Source organism: Bordetella genomosp. 7, from assembly GCF_002261265.1.
Classification (GTDB): Bacteria; Pseudomonadota; Gammaproteobacteria; order Burkholderiales; family Burkholderiaceae_B; genus Bordetella_A.
This window is the reverse complement of record NZ_NEVK01000004.1, coordinates 509,352-526,702: the sequence shown is the minus strand read 5'-3', so window position 1 is coordinate 526,702 and position 17,351 is coordinate 509,352. Positions and strand designations below refer to the sequence as shown.

The window sequence follows — 17,351 nt, the reverse complement described above, 5'->3', positions numbered from 1 at the left end:
CTGTGCCGCCGGTAATTCATGTTGTCAAACAAATATATGTATTGAGCATTCACTTGTCAACCAAGTATACTTTTTTGGACACTTGTCTTACCTCTGGCATCCAGGAGAATTCCGCCATGAAAACCACACCGGTCAGCACGGCCGACCTGCAGCGATCCGTGATTGCCGTGCCCCCCTTTGCGCGCCAGGCCGACTTGTCGCCGGACGAGGCAGCCAACCGCGCGCTGTTGCGCCACCTGGAGCAAGGCGGCGTGCGCAGCGTGATGTACGGCGGCAATGCCAATTTCTACAACATCAGCGTCAGTGAATACGCGCGCGTGGTCGACTTCCTGGCCGAAAGCGCGGGTGCGGACACCTGGGTGCTGCCGTCGGCCGGGCCCGACTTCGGCAAGCTGATGGACCAGGCCGCCATCCTGCGCAGCCGCGAATTTCCCACCGCCATGCTGCTGCCGATGTCGTTTCCCTATACCGATGCGGGGCTGGCAGATGGGATCCGGCGCTTCAGCGATGCGCTGGGCAAGCCGGTGGTGGTGTACCTGAAGAGTTCCGGCTACCTGGCGCCGGCCACGCTTGCCCGATTGATCGAAGAACAGCGCATCGTCGCGCTCAAGTATGCGGTCGTGTGCCCGGATCCGGCCGACGATCCCTACCTCGAATCTCTGCTGCGGGCCATCGACCCGCGCTGGCTGGTCAGCGGCAGCGGCGAGCGGCCGGCCATTACGCATTTCCGCAAATTCGGGCTCAAGAGCTTTACGTCGGGCTCGGTGTGCATCGCTCCGCGCGGCGCGATGCGCATGTTGCAGCTGTTGCACGCCGGGCGCTTCGACGAGGCCGAGCAGGTGCGCGCACAGTACCTGGGCATGGAAGACTGCCGCGACGAGATCAGCCCCATCCGCGTGCTGCACGACGCCGTGACGCTGGCGGGCGTGGCCGACATGGGGCCGATGCTGCCCTTGGTGACCGGCTTGTCCGAGCAGGATCGCCAGCGCGTGGCCCCGGTGGCGCGCGCACTGCTGCAGTGGGACAAGGAAGTCGTGCCGGCCTGATCGGGCAAGCCCGCGATAGACGGGCGCCGGCGCAAGGTTTTTCCACGCAGCGCTTTATACCGGAGACACGCGATGCATGATGCCGATATGCGGCCACGCCGCAATGCTTGCAAGAAAAACCCCGGCGGCGGCGATTTGGCCGACGCTTCACGCCGGCGCCTGCTGGCCACCGCCGGCGCGGCCGCCCTGGCCGCGTTGCCGGGCGCGGCGCTGGCGTGGCGGCCATCGCCCGTTTATCCCGATCCGGCCATCCAGGTGCTGGATCCGGCATTCGAGCCATACCGCCTGTTCAATGCCGGCGTCGAGCGCATTGCCACGGACATGCGCTGGGCGGAAGGCCCCGTATGGTTCGGCGACGGGCGCTTCCTGCTCTGGAGCGATATTCCCAACGACCGCATCATGAAATGGGAAGAGGAAACTGGCAACGTAAGCGTCTTTCGCAAGCCGTCGAATTACGCCAACGGCAACACCCGCGACCGCCAGGGCCGCCTGGTCACCTGCGAACACCTTACCCGACGCGTCACGCGCACGGAATACGACGGTTCGATAACGGTGCTGATGGACAGCTACCAGGGCAAGCCGCTGAACTCGCCCAACGATGTCATCTGCCATACCGATGGCGCCGTCTGGTTTTCCGATCCGCCTTTCGGCATCGGCGGCAACTATGAAGGCCGCAAGGCCCAGGCGCAGCTGCCGCATACCGTTTATCGCATCGATCCGGCCACGGGCGAGGGCGCTGCCATGATCACCGACCTGAAAGGCGTCAACGGGCTGTGCTTTTCGCCGGACGGCGCCCTGCTTTATGTGGTCGAGGGGCGCGCCACGCCCAACCGCCTGATCCATGTGTACGACGTGGCCGATGGCGGCCGGCAGTTGGCCAACCGCCGGGTCTTCCTGGATGCCCAGGGCGGCACGCTGGACGGCATGCGCTGCGATGTGGACGGCAATCTGTGGTGCGGCTGGGGCATGGGCGAAGGCAAGGACGGCGTCATGGTGATTTCGCCGCAGGGCAAGCGGATCGGCCATATCCATCTGCCCGAACGCTGCGCCAACCTGTGTTTCGGCGGTGCGCAGCGCAATCGCCTGTTCATGGCTTCGTCGCATTCTGTGTATGCCTTGTACGTCAACACGCAGGGAGCGCCGGGTGGTTGAGCAGGCGGTGCTTCACAAATGGTATATAGGTGTGTGCGCCTGGGCGCCACGCCCATGCGCCGCGAGTGATTCGTACAGGTTGTGCGCTACGTTCAAAGGGAAGCAAGGTGAAACGCAACAGAACGGCCCGCGTCGCGCCGGCGGGCGACGGCATGGCCGCCGCCCAGCCGCAGGCTGGCACAGGAGAGGCCGCCATCGGCACGCTGGTGCTGGAGCGCGGCCAGCGTGTAAGGCTGGCCGACCAGCTGTACGGCCAGATCTTCGAGCAGATCGCCGCCGGCAATCTCAATGTCGGCGACAAGCTTCCGTCGGAACATGAAATCTGCGAGCGATTCGGCGTTTCGCGGCCGGTGGTCCGCGAGGCGTTGCTGCGCCTGCGTGCCGATGGGCTGATCACCGCGCACCAGGGGCTGGGCACCTTTGTCAGCCAGCAGCCCGCGCCGCGGCTCAAGACGTTCAGCGACGTGCGCAACGTGGGCGCCTACCTTCGGGCCCAGGAAATCCGCATGGCGCTCGAAGGCGATGCCGCGCGGCTGGCTGCCCTGCGCCGCACCGATGAAGAATTGCGCACCATTGCCGAGGCGCATGCGGCATTCGTCGATGCCCTGGATCGCGGGCACGTATCGCCCGAAGCGGACCTGGCCTTTCATGCCAGTATTGCGCAGGCGACCGGCAACGATTATTACCTGGGTGTGCTCGAATCCATACATGAATCCATCAGTGGCTTCATGCGCCTGTCGCTGAGCCTGACGCGCACGGGCTCGCGCCAGCGCGCGCAGCGCGTCGCCGACGAGCATGCCGCCATCCTGGGCGCCATACGCGAACAGGACGGCGAGCGGGCCCGCGTGGCGATGCAGTTTCACCTGGGGCAGGCGCGCCACCGCCTCGTCGACCGCGAGCGCGATTGACGTTTCGCCCACGCTGCGCCCATCAATAAATGCATAGCCAGGAGACCTCAGTGCAGTCCAGCGGCAATGACTTCGTGACCCGGGTGCGCGCCGAGCAGGTGCGCGAACAGATACTCATGGTGCTGGTGGCCTGGGGCATGGCCCACGACCTGGCCGCCCTCACGGCCGGGCTCATGGCCGAGACCGACCTGCTGGGCATCGATTCGCACGGCATTTCGATGTTGCCGTCCTACGAATCCAAGTTGCATGCCGGTACCCTGCGCATTGACGCACGTCCGCGCCTGGTGCGCGAAGCGGCCTCGACGGCTTTGCTCGACGGCATGGGCGGCCTGGGCTACCCGGCGGCGGCCCAGGGTATGCAGCTGGCGGTGGACAAGGCGCTCGAATACGGGGTGGGCGCGGTTTCGGTGCGCAATTCGCATCACTTCGGCGCGGCTGGCGTCTACGCCCGCATGGCCGCACAGCGCGGCGTGGTCGGCCTGGTCACCAGCAGCGCGACCACCCTCATCATGGTCCCCACGCATGGATCGATGCCGGTGCTGGGCACCAACCCCATTGCGTTCGCCGCGCCGGCCGCGCAGAACGACCCTTTCGTGCTCGACATGGCCACGACCACCGTCGCCGCCAACAAGGTCAAGGTGTACGAGTTCCACGACAAGGCCTTGCCCGCAGGCTGGGCGGTGGACGGGCAGGGTCATAGCGTGACCGATCCGACGCAGGCCATGCAGTACATCTTCGATCGCCCCGAAGGGGGGCTGACGCCGCTGGGCGGCACGCCCGACATGAGCAGCCACAAGGGTTACGGGCTGGCCGTGATGGCGCAGCTGTTGGGCGGCACGCTCGGTGGCAGCGCGATGGCGGCACGCCACGCCCGGACGCGGCGGCCCGGAGACCCGGACGACATCGGGCATTTCTTCCTGGCGCTCAATCCCGACGCGTTTCGCGAGTCGGGCTCGTTCGAAGATGAGGTGGACGACGTGCTGGACACGTTGCGCGATACGCCGCCCGCGGACCCCACGCAGCCCGTGCTGGTGGCGGGCGACCCCGAGGCCGCCGAGCGCGACCGGCGCCTGCGCGAGGGCATTCCGCTGCCGGCCGCATTGGATCAACGCCTGCGCGCGATCTGCCAGCGCAGCAACGTACCGTATCTGCTGGGCGCCTGACGCGCCAGGCACGTACCGGCGCCCGCCCCCCATCCAGACGACCTATCGAAGGATCCGCCCGACATGACTGACAACTCTCAGCGCAAACGTCCCGAAGATCTACGCAGCCATCGCTGGTATGGAGTCAAAGACCTGCGTTCATTCGGCCACCGGTCGCGCACCGCCCAAATGGGGTATCACCGCTCCGACTACGCCGGCAAGCCGGTCATCGCCATCATCAACACCTGGAGCGACATCAACCCCTGTCACAGCCATTTCAAGCAGCGTGTGGAAGAGGTCAAGCGCGGCATCTGGCAGGCGGGCGGCTTTCCGGTGGAAATGCCGGCGATGAGCCTGTCCGAGCCGTTCCAGAAGCCGACCACCATGTTGTACCGCAACCTGCTGGCCATGGAAACGGAAGAACTGCTGCGTTCTTACCCCGCGGATGGCTGTGTGTTGATGGGCGGCTGCGACAAGACCACGCCGGCCCTGCTGATGGGCGCGGCCTCGATGAACCTGCCCACGATTTTCGTGCCGGCCGGCCCCATGCTGCGCGGCAACTGGAACGGCAATACGCTGGGCTCCGGATCCGACACCTGGAAGTACTGGGCCGAACTGCGCGCCGGCAACATCACCGAAGACGATTGGCAAGGCATTGAAGACGGTATCGCGCGCTCGCCGGGTCATTGCATGACCATGGGCACGGCTTCCACGATGACCGCCGCGGTGGAAGCGCTGGGGATGTGCCTGTCGGGCTATTCGTCGATTCCCGCTCCCGATTCGCGCCATGCGCAAATGGCCACGCTGTCGGGCAAGCGCATCGTCGACATGGTGTGGCACGACATCACGCCTTCCAGCCTGCTGACGGCCGCGTCGTTCGATAACGCCGTGCGCGTGGCGCTGGCCCTGTCGGGTTCGACCAATGCGGTGGTGCATCTTATCGCGATGGCGCGGCGATGCGGGTTCGGGCTTGATCTGGCGCGCTTTGACAGCCTGGCGCGCACGACGCCGGTATTGGCCGACCTGCGCCCGGCCGGCAAGTACCTGATGGAAGATTTTTATTATGCGGGCGGACTGCGGGCGCTGATGGCGCAGCTGGGCGACCTGCTCGACACCAGTCAGCAGACCGTCGACGGGCGCACGCTGGGCGAGAATATCGCGGGCGCGCGCGTATTCAACGACGATGTGATCCGCTCGCGCGACCGTGCCCTGGTGGCCTGCGACGGATTGGCGGTGTTGCGCGGCAATCTTGCGCCCGATGGCGCCGTGATCAAGCCGCCGGCAATGGAGGCGCGCCTGCAGGTCCATACGGGCCGCGCGGTGGTGTTCCGCGACTACAACGACATGGCCGCTCGCATCGACGACCCGCAGCTCGACATCGACGCCGATAGCGTCATCGTGCTGCAGAATGCCGGCCCGCAGGGCGCGCCCGGCATGCCCGAATGGGGCCAGCTGCCCATTCCGCAGAAGCTGCTCAAGCAGGGCGTGCGCGACATGGTGCGTATATCGGACGCGCGCATGAGCGGCACCAGCTATGGCGCATGCGTGCTGCACGTGGCGCCCGAGTCATACATAGGCGGGCCGCTGGCGCTGGTGCGCGACGGCGACATGATTACACTGGACGTACCGAACCGGCGTCTGGACGTGCAGCTGAGCGACGCGGAACTGGCGCAACGCAAGGCGGCCTGGCAGCCGCCGCCGCCGCGTTTCGAACGTGGCTATGGCGTGCTGTACCTGAAGCATGTCAGCCAGGCCAACGTCGGCTGTGACTTCGACTTCCTGCAGACCGAGCCGCAGGCGGGCGGGGAAGCGCCCGAGCCCGAAATCCATTAAGCGGGAACGCTGCGCCGAACCCGACTGAGCCCGCTATCCCAAGGAAAAGCAATGATCTCACCGTTACCCAACCGCTTCCGGCAACGCATCCTGGCGCGCGAACGGCTGATCGGTTTCTGGATGTGCATGTCCAGCCACATCACGGCCGAACTGGCCGGCCTGGCAAATTTCGACTGGCTGTTGCTCGATGGCGAGCATTCGCCCAACGACATCCCGATGTTCCTGCAGCAGTTGCAGGCGCTGCAGGGCAGTGACAGCGCGCCGGTGGGCCGTCCGTCATGGAACGATCCAGTCGAGATCAAGCGCCTGCTCGATATCGGGTTCTATAACTTGTTGATCCCGTTCATCGAATCCGAAGACGACGCACGCCGCGCGGTGGCAGCCACGCGCTATCCGCCGCAAGGCATGCGGGGCGTGGCAGGCATGCAGCGCAGCAACCGGTACGGCTCCGTGCCGGATTATCTGCACACGATCAACGACAACATCTGCGTGCTGCTGCAGATCGAAAGCCGGCCCGGCATCGAGGCGGTGGACGAGATTGCCGCAGTCGAAGGCGTGGATGGCGTATTCATCGGCCCTTCGGATCTGGCGGCAGCGCTGGGCCATCTGGGCAATCCCGGGCATCCCGAAGTGCAGGAGGCCATTCGCCACCTGTACCAGCGCGTCAAGGCCCAGGGCAAGGCGGTGGGTATCCTGGCGCCCGTGGCGGCGGATGCGCGCCGCTACCTTGACATGGGTATGCACTTCGTTGCGGTGGGCACTGACCTGGGCGTGTTCAAGCAGGCGACATTTGCCTTGCGCGAGGCGTTTCCCACGTAAACGAAGGGGGCGGCAAGCACCGCGCCATGACAAAAAGGACGCCCGCGAGCGTCCCCTTGTATTGCCGTATTCATGCCGCCCCGCGATGGGGCGGCAGAATGACTTACGCCAGCGCCTTGATGGCGGCGGCCAGGCGGCTCTTGTGGCGAGCGGCCTTGTTCTTGTGGATGATGTTCTTGTCAGCCACGCGGTCGATCACGCTGGTAGCTTTCTGGAACACTTCGCCTGCCGCCGCCTTGTCGCCGGCGGCAATGGCTTGGCGTACGCGCTTGATGGCGGTGCGCAGCATCGAGCGCAGGCTGGAATTGTGCTTGTTGCGCTGCACCGATTGACGAGCGCGTTTGCGTGCTTGGGCGGTATTGGCCATGTTGCGATATGTAGTGAATTCGGCAAAGTCCAATATTCTAACAAGTCTGCCGAAGATTGCAAGGTATTTGCGGCAAGAGCGTCACTGGGCTCAGGCCGATGACACGCCGATGGATATGAACCATGGCGTGTAGCGGCGCACCGTGATGGGCATGCCGGCCTCCAGACTACGCAGTGTAGCGGACACGTCGTCCAGCGGAAATCGCCCCGATACAGGCAGGCCGCCGGCTGCCATGGATACCCGCAAGGCGCCACGGTAGTAGGGACGCAGGATGTCCACCACATCGGCAAGGGGTTGGCCGCGCGCGTCGATAATGCCGTTTTCCCAGGCGGCCGCCGCTGCAAGGTCGGCGCGTGCCGCGCCGACGCGCACGGCATCAAAGCGCACACCCATGCCCGGGGCAAGCACATTGTGCATGCCTGCTCGGGTTTCGATGGCCACGGGGTCCTCGTGCGCCACCACCAGGGTGCGGTGCGGCAACTGGCGCACCATATAGCGGTTGCCCGCCGAGCGGACGATACCCTCGGCGGTCTCGACGACGAACTGGCGGTCGTCGTAAGCGCTGGCGGCGACCATGACGGCCCCCGCCCGCAGTTTCAACAGGCGCATGCCGGGGGTGAAGGTCAGGTCCACCTCGCTGCGCGCGTCGAGCAGCAGTTCGCTGCCGTCGGACAGTTTGTAACGGCGCCGCTCGGCAGTGCCCGTGGTCGCATCGGCGGCCAGGCCGCCCAGAGGGTAGTAGAAATTGCCAATATAGGCGGCCGAGGCGCCCCCCGCGGCCAGCAGGGTCGCGCCCGCCAGGAAGCGGCGGCGCGCGGGGGAAACCGGGGCGGCATGCGCCGGGGCTTCCTGAGCGGCAGGGGGAGTGAATTCATATCCTTCCGGGTACGTATCACCCAAGCGTCCGAAAGCGCCGCCACCCAGCGTGACGGCTAGCTGCTGCCATGCGCTGTCGTGTTGCGGATTGGCCTGGCGCCAGGCCATGAAATCGGCGTAATCGCGCTGCGTTGCGCGGCCGGAACGCAACAATAGCAGCCAGTTGACCACCTGGTCAGACAAGGGAGACGGCTGGCTGGAGGGAGAAGTCGGTGCCATAAGCAACCCCGGACGGCGACCAAGCACTTGCATTCGCAGATAGTAATGCTTTTTTTACTTTAAATTACATGATAGCGCGAAAAGTTCTCGTTTATTTACAGGTCTGGTCGAAAACTGCAATTTTCGTGACTTTGTAAGACCTCAGGGGTTGCGACGCCGGGCGAAATCGCGTGGCCGGAAGCCGCAGACAAACAGCGTGGCGAAGTAAGCCGCGCCGCTGGCGCACAAGACGGCGGCCAGCCATAGCGCCCGATGGGCGGGGGCGGCCTGCAGGGCCACCCAGTCCAGGTGACGGCTTGCGTAAACAAGCACGGCCGCCAGGGCGCCCAGACCCGGAACCAGCCGCAGCACGAAGGCGGGCCAGCCCGCCTGGGGTCGGTACAGCCCCCTGCGCCGCAGCCCGATGAGCAGCGCCAGGGCGTTCAGGGTGGCGCCCAGGCCGATGGCCAGGGCCAGGCCGGCGTGAGCCAGCGCGGGCACCAGGACCAGATTCATCAACTGGGTGGCCACGAGCACCATGATGGCGATTTTTACGGGCGTGCGGATATCCTGCTGCGCGTAGAAACCGGGGGCGAGGATCTTCACTCCCAGGATGCCGATCAGTCCGGCGGCATAGCAGACGACGGCCAGGCGGGTCTGCGCCACGTCGCCGGCGTTGAAGGCGCCGTAATGGAACAGCGTGGCCACCAGGCCGTCCGACAGCAGGGCCAGCCCCATGGCGGCCGGCAGGCCCAGCAGCAATATCAGTCGCAGGCCCCAGTCGAGCAATGACGAATAGGCGGCGTCGTCCTGCCGCGCGTGCGCGGCCGACAGGCTGGGCAACAGCACGGTGCCCAGCGCGACCCCCAGCAACGCGGTGGGAAATTCCATCAGGCGATCGGCGAACGACAGCCAGGTCACGCTGCCTGGCGTGAGCCAGGTTGCAATATTGGTGTTGATCAGCAGTGAAATCTGGGCGACCGAGACGCCCAGCGTGGCGGGCGCCATCTGCTTGAGTATGCGCTGCACGGTGGGATCGCGCCACGCCAGGGACGGGCTGGTGCGCAGCCGGGGCAGCAGGCCCAGGCGCGCCAGCGCCGTCCATTGGATGGCCAGCTGGGCCACGCCGCCCGCCATGACGCCGATGGCCAGTGCATAGATGGGCACCTGCATGCGCGGCGCCAACCACAGGCAGGCGGCAATCATGGACAGGTTCAGCAGCACGGGCGTGAAGGCCGGAACGGCGAAGCGCCGCCAGGTGTTGAGCACGCCGGAGGCGAACGCGACCAGGGACATGCACACGATGTACGGGAACATCACGCGCGTCATCCACACGGCTGCGCCGAACTCGGCGCCCCGCGCGGCATCGCGCATGCCGCTGGCCATGGCAGTGACGACCCAGGGCGCAGCCAGGATGCCCAGCAGGGTGATCGTCATCAGCGCCAGCGTGAGCAGCAAGGCTACGCGGTCGAGCAGGGTGCGGACTTCGGACAGGCTGCGCTCATTGCGCGCCGCGCCCAGAATGGGCACGAATGCCTGCGCGAAGGCGCCCTCGGCGAACAGCCGCCGCAACAGGTTGGGGATGCGGAACGCAACCCAGAAAGCATCCGTGAGCGGCCCCGCGCCAAAGGCGCGCGCGATCAGGATGTCGCGAAGCAGGCCGGTTATGCGCGACAGCAACGTAAAGCTGCTGACGGTGGCGGCCGAGCGGAATAGACCCATGAGTGTTGGTGCAAGCGCGCGCCGCCAGGGCGCGCGCGGGCCCTGTTACTTGGGTGGCATGCGGATCGCGCCGTCGAGGCGGATCGTTTCGCCGTTGAGCATGTCGTTGGTGATGATGCTGTGGACGAGTTTTGCGTAGTCTTCGGGGCGGCCGAGGCGTGCGGGGAAGGGGATGCTGGCGGCCAGTGAATCCTGCACTTCTTGCGGCATGCCGAAGATCATCGGGGTGCCGAAAATACCCGGGGCGATGGTCATGCAGCGGATGCCCGTCCTGGCCAGGTCGCGCGCGATGGGCAGCGTCATGCCCGCCACGCCGGCCTTGGACGCGGCGTAGGCGGCCTGGCCGATCTGGCCGTCGAACGCGGCCACGGAGGCGGTATTGATCAGCACGCCGCGCTCGCCGGTCGCCTCGGGGGTGTTGGCGCTCATGGCCTCGGCGGCCAGGCGCATCATGTTGAAGCTGCCCACCAGGTTGATCGCGATGACCTTCTGGAACAGATCGAGCGGGTGAGCGCCGTTCTTGCCCACGATCTTGGCCGCCGGCGCAACCCCGGCGCAGTTGACCAGGCCGAACAGCGGCCCAAGTTCAAGGGCGGCCGCCACGGCCTGCCGGCCGTCGGCTTCCTGGGTGACGTCGCAGTGCACGTAGCGCTGGCCCAGCTCTTTGGCCAACGCCTGGCCGGGTTCGTCCTGTACGTCGGCAATGACGACCTTGGCGCCGTTGTCCACCAACATGCGCGCCGTGCCGGCGCCCAGGCCCGATGCGCCGCCGGTGACGATAAATACCTTGTTCGCTATTTCCATGGGGGGAATCTCTGAAACGGTTGCATGGGGTGGCGCCGCGAACGTGTCGCGGCGCGGGAGGTTGCCGGGTGCGCGGCTCAGCTGGCCAACGCCTGGAACAGGCGGGCCTTGATGTCTTCGACGGCGCCCACGCCGGAGATCTTGCGATACTTGGGCGCCTTGGCGTCGCCGGCCTGCGCCCACGAGGAGTAGTAGTCCACCAGCGGGCGGGTCTGCTTCTGGTACACGGCCAGGCGATTGCGCACGGTATCTTCGCGGTCGTCGTCGCGCTGCACCAGGGGTTCGCCGGTGATGTCGTCCAGGCCTTCCTGCTTGGGCGGGTTGAAACGCAGGTGGTAGCTGCGGCCGCTGGCAGGGTGCACGCGGCGCCCGCTCATGCGTTCGATGATGTCGTCTTCGGGAACTTCGATTTCAACGACGTAGTCCAGCGCCACGCCGGCGCTCTTGAGTGCGTCGGCCTGCGGAATGGTGCGCGGGAATCCGTCGAACAGGTAGCCGTTGGCGCAGCCGGGTTGCTTCAGGCGGTCCTGGACGAGGCCGATGATGATGTCGTCGGACACCAGGCCGCCCGCATCCATGACCTTCTTGGCTTCCAGGCCCAGGGGCGTGCCTGCTTTCACGGCCGCGCGCAGCATGTCGCCGGTGGAGATCTGCGGAATCGCGTAGTGCTGGGTGACGAAGGCCGCCTGGGTGCCTTTGCCGGCGCCGGGAGGTCCTAGCAGGATGAGACGCATGGGTGCTCCTGAATGGTGGGTGATTTTTTTGACCGGGAAAGATTATGCCGCAACGCAGCACCCCATGTTGCCGCGTCTATCAAGGGAAACCCCTTATAAGGCGGCGTAAATTTGCCGGACGCGTTCCAGGTCGGCCGGGGTATCGACGCCCGCCATGGGGGCGTGCGGCGTGCGGTGTACGACAATTGCGTGGCCGTGCTCGAGCGCGCGCAGTTGCTCAAGGGCTTCGTAGCGTTCCAGCATGCCTTGCGGCAGCGCCGGGAACCTGCGCAGGAAGCCGGCGCGATAGGCATACAGGCCGATATGGTGCAGGGCGGGCAGGCCGGGAGCCAGGGTTTCGGGCCGGGCCGCCAGGGCGTCGCGCGCCCAGGGGATCGGTGCACGCGAAAAATACAGGGCGCGCCCGTCGGCGGCGCACACGACCTTCACCACATTGGGGTCGAACAGCGACCGGGCGTCGGCCACCGGACAGGCGCAAGTGGCGATGGCCGCGTCGGGATGTTCGTGCAGGGTGGCCGCGACGGCATCGATAAGCGCAGGGTCGATCAGGGGTTCGTCGCCCTGCACATTGACCACGACGGCATCGTCGCCCAGGCCCAGGTGCTCGATGGCTTCGGCGAGCCGGTCGGTGCCCGTGGGATGGTCGGCCCGGGTAAGCAGGGCCTGGTGGCCATGCGATTCGACGGCCTGCGCCACGCGATGATCGTCGGTGGCGATGCAGACGCGCGCGGCCCCGGATCGCGCGGCGCGTTCGGCGACGCGCACAACCATGGGCTTGCCGACGATATCGGCCAGCGGCTTGTCCGGCAGCCGGGTGGATGCCATGCGGGCCGGGATCAGGGCGACAAAGCTCACGGTTCAGCCGGCGTCAGGCCGCGCGGCATCGAGTTGCCGGGCTTCCGACTCGAGCATGACGGGAATGCCGTCGCGCACGGGGTAGGCCAGGCGATCGGCGCGGCAGATCAATTCGGCCTGGGCGCGATCGAAGTCGAGGCGGCCCTTGCATAGCGGGCACACGAGCGTATCGAGTAAACGGGATTCCATGCCGCGATTCTAAAGCAGTTTGGGGCGCCTCAGCGCGGGGCGTCGCCGATTGCGTGTCGCAGGCGTGCCGCCAGCCAGTGGAATAGTTCCGGATCGGAAAAATGCGCTTCTACGGGCACTTCCCAAAGGCGCGGGTCGTTCAGGCCGCGGCATTTGATCGCATCTTTGGATGTGATGAGGATGGCTGCGGCGCCGACCGATTCGAAGGGCGATCGCCGGTAATCGTAGTGGTCCGGCAAGGCCAGGCAGGGATCGGGCCGCAGCCCCGCCGCCCGCAGTGTTGCGAAATAGCGCTGTGGGTTGCCTATCCCGGCCGCCGCGGCCACAGAAGGGAACAGGGCCACATCGGCAAAGTCGGCAAGCGGACGGCGCGTGTCGCTCGAAAGGTGGCGGGCGTCGGCCGGTTGCAGCCACATGTCGGCGCGCCGGGGCCCGCCGGCATGATGCGCCGGGGGCGTGCCGGGCGCCCGATTGGTGATGATGACGTCCACCGATTCGAGCCGGGAGGCCGGCTCGCGCAAGGGGCCGGCCGGCAGCAGGCGGCCGTTGCCCAGGCCGCGTTCGTCCTGGACCACGATTTCGATGTCGCGGGCCAGCGCAAGATGTTGCAGCCCGTCGTCGGACACGATCACGTCCACTTCGGGGTGGCGCGCCAGGAGCGCCTGGGCGGCCAGCGCACGGCGCGGATGAACGGCCACCGGCGCCCCGGTCGTGCGCGCGATCAGCGCCGGCTCGTCACCGAAGTCGGACGGCGCAAGCTCGCCCTGGCCGACGCGCGGCTGCGGGCCGACCTGCGCGCCGTAGCCGCGGCTGACTACGCCCGGCGTCCAGCCGCTTGCGCGCAGCGCCTGTACGGTGGCGATGGCCACCGGCGTCTTGCCCGTGCCGCCTACGTAGATGTTGCCGATGACCACCACCGGCACCGGCGCGCGGTACACGGCTCGCCGGCCGGCGCGAAATTGGGCGCGCCGCCGCTCGACATGCCAGCCCGTGATAGCGGCCAGAGGTTGCAGCAAGCGGGCCAGCCAGCTGTTGCGCTGCCAGTGGCGCTGTGCGAATGCGGCGCGGTCGACGGCTTTCACCGGGCGTTCTGGGCCGCGAAGTTGACCCTGCCGATACCGGCCATGCGCGCGGCTTCCATGACATTGACCACCGATTGATGGGTGGCCTGCGCATCGGCGTTGATGAGCAACAGCGGTTGGCTGTGGCCGGCGGCGGCCCGCAAAAGCGCCTGCGCCATGTCGGCGGCGTCGGGCGCATCCACCAGCGTGCCGTTGACCGCGTAGCGGCCGTCGCGGCTGATGGCGACTTCGATGGCCGGCGGCGTTTCGAGCTCTATGGCCGCTTCGGGCAGTTGGACCTGCAGTTGCGTGTAGCGGGTAAACGACGTGGTGGCGGCCAGGAAGATCAGGATGACCAGCAGTACGTCGATCAGCGGGATCAGGTTGATCTCGAGATCGTCGGCATTGCCGCGCGTGCCCCGGAAATTCATGGCTGGCGGCCGCCCGGCGCCGCCAGCGCGCCTGCGCGCGCCACCCGGGCGGCAATCTGCTCCATGGCGTTGACCAGGCTGTCGACGCGTCCGCGAAAGTAGCGGTGGGCGATCATTGCCGGAATGGCGATGAGAATGCCGAACGCGGTGTTGTAGAGCGCGATGGAAATGCCCCGGGCGAGCTGCGCGGGGTCGCCGCCTGTGGGCGTGTACGAGCCGAAGATTTCGATCATGCCGACCACGGTGCCGAACAGACCCATCAGCGGCGCAATGACCGCCACTGTACCCAGGGCCGCAACGTACCGGTTCAGATCGTGGGCGACTGCGCGCCCCACATCCTCGACGGCGGCGCGCTGTACCTCGCGCGGCTGGTGCCGATGCCGCAGCACCTCGGCCAGCACGCGGCCCAGCGGCGAGTTGCGTTCCAGGCGCGACAGGGCTTCCGGCGCGTCCTGCCCGTTGCGCTGCATTTCCGCCACTTGGTCGGCCAGCCCGCGGGGCATGACCAGGCTGCGCCGCAGCGAGAGAAAGCGTTCGACGATCAGGGCCAGGCCCAGCACGGACGTGGCGAGCAGCGGCCAGATCGGCCAGCCGGCCTCTTGGAAAATGGACAGCAAGTCTGAAGCTCCTGGAATGGCCGCGCGCTTCGGGCGGCCAGGCTCAAGGGCGAACTGTAACGGCCCTGGGCCGCTCGTGGCAAGACCGCTTCCCGGCAATGCAACTATCCACAATTTTTGTGGATAATTCTGTGCAAAACTTCCGGCAAAGGCGGATAAATGCTGCTTTTGCGCTGGGTCGCGCCAGCGGAGCTCGCAAGGGCAGATTCGATTTATTGTTGAAAATCAAACACTTGATACGAATTTGCTAGCGCTGCGGGCAGGCGCAATTGCTGCGGCGCGTTGAGATATCATCGGGGCCCGCCCGCCAAGCCCTGTGGACAGATATCCCGCCGGAAAGCCTTATGACAATTGAATTTCCCGTAAAAAACCACGTATTTACGCGGGATATCATGACGGTCGCCCAGCTGAACCAAGCAGTAGGGCAGTTGCTGGAGACAAATGTCCCGGTGGTGTGGGTTCGTGGCGAGATATCCAACTTTACGCAGGCTGCGTCGGGGCACTGGTACTTCACGCTGAAAGACAGCCGTGCTGCCGTGCGCACCGTGATGTTCCGCAGCCGCGCCGCGGCGGTGGGGTTCGTGCCGCGCGCGGGAGACCAGGTAGAAGTCCGCGCCCGGGTGTCGCTGTACGAGCCGCGGGGCGACTACCAATTGCAGGCCGACGCCATGCGGCGCGCCGGGCTGGGCAATCTGTACGAGGCGTTCCTGCGCCTGAAGGCGCAACTGGAATCAGAAGGCCTGTTCGACCCGGCCGCCAAGCGCACCCCGGTGGCGCTGCCCCGGGCGATCGGCGTCATCACTTCGCTGCACGCGGCGGCTCTGCGCGACGTGCTGTCCGCGCTGGCGCGTCGCGCGCCGCAAGTGCCCGTGGTGATTTATCCCGCGCCGGTGCAGGGGGCGGATGCGGCGGCCCGGCTGGCCGCGCAGCTGCAGGCCGCCAATGCACGCCAGGAAGTGGACACGCTGTTGCTGGTACGCGGCGGCGGCAGTATCGAAGACCTGTGGAGCTTCAACGACGAGACGCTGGCGCGGCTGGTGGCGGCCAGCCCGATCCCGGTGATCAGCGGCGTCGGCCACGAAACGGACTTCACCATTGTCGACTTCGTGGCTGACCTGCGCGCGCCGACACCCACCGCCGCAGCCGAGCTGGCGTGCGTGCCGCGCGCCGATCTGCTGGGGCAGGTAGGTCAGGCGGCCCGGCGCCTGGCGCGTGCCCAACAGCGCCGCCTGGAAATCGCGGCCCAGCGGCTGGATCGCGCGGCAGCGCAATTGATCTCGCCGGCGAGCCGCCTGGCGCACCAGGCCGAGCGCCTGAACTCGTTGCGGCACCGTCTCGCCGCCGCGTGGGGCAGGCCGCATGGCCGTCGCGCCGCGCGCCTGGATCTCGCGGTGCAGCGCCTGGCGCACGCAACCCCTGATACGGGGCGGGCGGGCGAACGGCTCAATTCGCTGGCGCGCCGGATGGTCCAGGCGCATACGCGACATCTGGATGCGCGGCGGGCGCGCATCGCGGCGGTGGCCGCGCAGTTGCGCGCGCTGGATCCGCAGCACACGCTGGCGCGCGGCTATGCCATTGCGCGCGACGCGCAGGGCCGCATCGTGCGTGATGGCGCGGCGCTGGCGGGCGGGCAGGAGCTCGACCTGAAGTTCGCGGCGGGCGCGGCGCGCGTACATGTCGTCGAGCCGCGCAGCGACAGCCCAGAAACCTGAGCGGCGCACAGCGCCGACATGCGAGGGCAGGGCGCCGCATCGCCGCCTGGCGACGCTATTCCTGCGCCCGAACAGGGTTAAGCTGCCGCACGCCGGCCAAGGCCGATACAATGGCAGCGCTTGATCGTGCACTCAACAAAGAAGGAACCCAAATGGCACATACTCTTCCCCCCCTGCCTTATGCCCTGGATGCATTGGCTCCGCACATCTCGAAAGAAACGCTCGAGTTTCACTACGGCAAGCACCACCAGACTTACGTCACGAACCTGAACAACCTGGTTCCCGGCACCGAATTCGAAAACGCCACGCTCGAAGAAATCGTCAAGAAGTCGTCGGGCGGCATTTTCAACAATGCAGCGCAGGTCTGGAACCACACGTTCTACTGGAACAGCCTGGCTCCCAACGCCGGCGGCGCACCCTCGGGCGCACTGGCCGACGCCATCAACGCCAAATGGGGCAGCTTCGACGCCTTCAAGGAAGCCTTCAACAAGTCCGCCGCCGGCAACTTCGGTTCGGGCTGGACCTGGCTGGTAAAGAAGGCCGACGGCTCGCTCGATATCGTCAACACCAGCAATGCCGCCACGCCGCTGACCACCGACGACAAGCCCCTGCTGACCTGTGATGTGTGGGAACACGCCTACTACATCGACTATCGCAACGCGCGACCCAAGTACCTGGAAAACTTCTGGGCGCTGGTCAACTGGGACTTCGCGGCAAAGAACTACGCCTGATCCCGAGCATCAGTGTCTGGCAAGGCGCCCGGCCCCGGCCGGGCGTTTTTTATTGGCGGCGCAGCCGGCGCGACACCGCCAGACCCGTCGGCCCGATGGTAAGGTAGCGCCTGGCTGCGCCGCGCCGGACGCAGCATTCCTGTTCCCCGTGCCC

18 protein-coding genes are annotated in these 17,351 nt (G+C 66.6%); 8 read left to right on the top strand and 10 right to left on the bottom strand.

Features of this window, described 5'->3' with window-relative positions; all coding sequences use genetic code 11:
* Nucleotides 1-116: 116 nt before the first annotated feature.
* The 6 genes from CAL19_RS09610 (at nt 117) to garL (ending at nt 6,900) form a co-directional block, all read left to right on the top strand.
* Nucleotides 117-1,046, top strand: coding sequence for a dihydrodipicolinate synthase family protein (locus CAL19_RS09610; protein ID WP_026638025.1), 930 nt, complete (start codon nt 117-119; stop codon nt 1,044-1,046).
* Between the two features lie 72 nt (nt 1,047-1,118).
* A complete protein-coding gene (locus tag CAL19_RS09605) occupies nt 1,119-2,198 on the top strand; it encodes an SMP-30/gluconolactonase/LRE family protein (protein WP_094796654.1) in 1,080 nt (359 codons plus the stop codon).
* A gap of 152 nt (nt 2,199-2,350) precedes the next feature.
* The gene (locus CAL19_RS09600) at nt 2,351-3,106 is read left to right on the top strand and encodes a FadR/GntR family transcriptional regulator (protein WP_051423598.1); all 756 of its coding nucleotides are present in this window, start codon (nt 2,351-2,353) and stop codon (nt 3,104-3,106) included.
* 50 nt (nt 3,107-3,156) lie between these two features.
* The gene (locus CAL19_RS09595) at nt 3,157-4,269 is read left to right on the top strand and encodes an Ldh family oxidoreductase (RefSeq protein WP_283162340.1); all 1,113 of its coding nucleotides are present in this window, start codon (nt 3,157-3,159) and stop codon (nt 4,267-4,269) included.
* Nucleotides 4,270-4,332: 63 nt separating this feature from the next.
* Nucleotides 4,333-6,081, top strand: a complete 1,749-nt coding sequence (gene araD, locus CAL19_RS09590) for an L-arabinonate dehydratase (RefSeq protein WP_026638020.1) — start codon at nt 4,333-4,335, stop codon at nt 6,079-6,081.
* 51 nt (nt 6,082-6,132) lie between these two features.
* Entirely contained in the window at nt 6,133-6,900 is a 768-nt protein-coding gene (gene garL / locus CAL19_RS09585; protein ID WP_026638019.1) for a 2-dehydro-3-deoxyglucarate aldolase, read from the top strand.
* 103 nt (nt 6,901-7,003) lie between these two features.
* Here the strand turns inward: garL and rpsT are convergent, their stop codons facing one another.
* The 10 genes from rpsT to CAL19_RS09535 all read right to left on the bottom strand — a co-directional run bounded on the left by rpsT (nt 7,004) and on the right by CAL19_RS09535 (nt 14,754).
* Nucleotides 7,004-7,267 (bottom strand): 30S ribosomal protein S20, encoded by a 264-nt coding sequence (gene rpsT, locus CAL19_RS09580; protein ID WP_026638018.1) that lies wholly within the window; start codon nt 7,265-7,267, stop codon nt 7,004-7,006.
* A gap of 90 nt (nt 7,268-7,357) precedes the next feature.
* Nucleotides 7,358-8,362: a FecR family protein gene (locus CAL19_RS09575; RefSeq protein ID WP_094796652.1), complete on the bottom strand. Its 1,005-nt coding sequence runs from the start codon at nt 8,360-8,362 to the stop codon at nt 7,358-7,360.
* Between the two features lie 141 nt (nt 8,363-8,503).
* Nucleotides 8,504-10,063: a murein biosynthesis integral membrane protein MurJ gene (gene murJ / locus CAL19_RS09570; RefSeq protein WP_094796651.1), complete on the bottom strand. Its 1,560-nt coding sequence runs from the start codon at nt 10,061-10,063 to the stop codon at nt 8,504-8,506.
* 45 nt (nt 10,064-10,108) lie between these two features.
* Nucleotides 10,109-10,867, bottom strand: coding sequence for a 3-hydroxyacyl-CoA dehydrogenase (locus tag CAL19_RS09565; RefSeq protein ID WP_026638015.1), 759 nt, complete (start codon nt 10,865-10,867; stop codon nt 10,109-10,111).
* 77 nt (nt 10,868-10,944) lie between these two features.
* Nucleotides 10,945-11,601: an adenylate kinase gene (adk, locus tag CAL19_RS09560; protein ID WP_094796650.1), complete on the bottom strand. Its 657-nt coding sequence runs from the start codon at nt 11,599-11,601 to the stop codon at nt 10,945-10,947.
* A gap of 93 nt (nt 11,602-11,694) precedes the next feature.
* Nucleotides 11,695-12,456: a 3-deoxy-manno-octulosonate cytidylyltransferase gene (gene kdsB, locus CAL19_RS09555; protein ID WP_094796649.1), complete on the bottom strand. Its 762-nt coding sequence runs from the start codon at nt 12,454-12,456 to the stop codon at nt 11,695-11,697.
* 3 nt (nt 12,457-12,459) lie between these two features.
* The gene (locus CAL19_RS09550; RefSeq protein ID WP_026638012.1) at nt 12,460-12,645 is read right to left on the bottom strand and encodes a Trm112 family protein; all 186 of its coding nucleotides are present in this window, start codon (nt 12,643-12,645) and stop codon (nt 12,460-12,462) included.
* 29 nt (nt 12,646-12,674) lie between these two features.
* The gene (lpxK, locus tag CAL19_RS09545; RefSeq protein WP_094796648.1) at nt 12,675-13,727 is read right to left on the bottom strand and encodes a tetraacyldisaccharide 4'-kinase; all 1,053 of its coding nucleotides are present in this window, start codon (nt 13,725-13,727) and stop codon (nt 12,675-12,677) included.
* Entirely contained in the window at nt 13,724-14,137 is a 414-nt protein-coding gene (locus CAL19_RS09540) for an ExbD/TolR family protein (protein WP_026638010.1), read from the bottom strand. The genes lpxK and CAL19_RS09540 overlap by 4 nt, the downstream gene beginning before the upstream one ends.
* The gene (locus CAL19_RS09535; RefSeq protein WP_026638009.1) at nt 14,134-14,754 is read right to left on the bottom strand and encodes a MotA/TolQ/ExbB proton channel family protein; all 621 of its coding nucleotides are present in this window, start codon (nt 14,752-14,754) and stop codon (nt 14,134-14,136) included. Before CAL19_RS09535 ends, CAL19_RS09540 begins: the two co-directional genes overlap by 4 nt.
* Nucleotides 14,755-15,098: 344 nt before the next feature.
* Between CAL19_RS09535 and xseA the strand changes: the two genes are divergently transcribed.
* Nucleotides 15,099-16,466 carry an exodeoxyribonuclease VII large subunit gene (xseA, locus tag CAL19_RS09530; protein WP_094796647.1) on the top strand — a complete coding sequence of 456 codons (1,368 nt, stop codon included), beginning with the start codon at nt 15,099-15,101 and terminating at the stop codon, nt 16,464-16,466.
* Nucleotides 16,467-16,618: 152 nt separating this feature from the next.
* A complete protein-coding gene (sodB, locus tag CAL19_RS09525) occupies nt 16,619-17,197 on the top strand; it encodes a superoxide dismutase [Fe] (protein WP_026638008.1) in 579 nt (192 codons plus the stop codon).
* The last annotated feature ends 154 nt before the right edge of the window (nt 17,198-17,351 follow it).

Coding starts and splice junctions, on each gene's coding strand:
- CAL19_RS09610 (WP_026638025.1), top strand. CDS start 117: ATGAAAACCACACCGGTCAGCACGGCCGACCTGCAGCGATCCGTGATT.
- CAL19_RS09605 (WP_094796654.1), top strand. CDS start 1,119: ATGCATGATGCCGATATGCGGCCACGCCGCAATGCTTGCAAGAAAAAC.
- CAL19_RS09600 (WP_051423598.1), top strand. CDS start 2,351: ATGGCCGCCGCCCAGCCGCAGGCTGGCACAGGAGAGGCCGCCATCGGC.
- araD (WP_026638020.1), top strand. CDS start 4,333: ATGACTGACAACTCTCAGCGCAAACGTCCCGAAGATCTACGCAGCCAT.
- garL (WP_026638019.1), top strand. CDS start 6,133: ATGATCTCACCGTTACCCAACCGCTTCCGGCAACGCATCCTGGCGCGC.
- rpsT (WP_026638018.1), bottom strand. CDS start 7,267: ATGGCCAATACCGCCCAAGCACGCAAACGCGCTCGTCAATCGGTGCAG.
- CAL19_RS09575 (WP_094796652.1), bottom strand. CDS start 8,362: ATGGCACCGACTTCTCCCTCCAGCCAGCCGTCTCCCTTGTCTGACCAG.
- murJ (WP_094796651.1), bottom strand. CDS start 10,063: ATGGGTCTATTCCGCTCGGCCGCCACCGTCAGCAGCTTTACGTTGCTG.
- CAL19_RS09565 (WP_026638015.1), bottom strand. CDS start 10,867: ATGGAAATAGCGAACAAGGTATTTATCGTCACCGGCGGCGCATCGGGC.
- adk (WP_094796650.1), bottom strand. CDS start 11,601: ATGCGTCTCATCCTGCTAGGACCTCCCGGCGCCGGCAAAGGCACCCAG.
- CAL19_RS09550 (WP_026638012.1), bottom strand. CDS start 12,645: ATGGAATCCCGTTTACTCGATACGCTCGTGTGCCCGCTATGCAAGGGC.
- CAL19_RS09540 (WP_026638010.1), bottom strand. CDS start 14,137: ATGAATTTCCGGGGCACGCGCGGCAATGCCGACGATCTCGAGATCAAC.
- xseA (WP_094796647.1), top strand. CDS start 15,099: ATGACAATTGAATTTCCCGTAAAAAACCACGTATTTACGCGGGATATC.
- sodB (WP_026638008.1), top strand. CDS start 16,619: ATGGCACATACTCTTCCCCCCCTGCCTTATGCCCTGGATGCATTGGCT.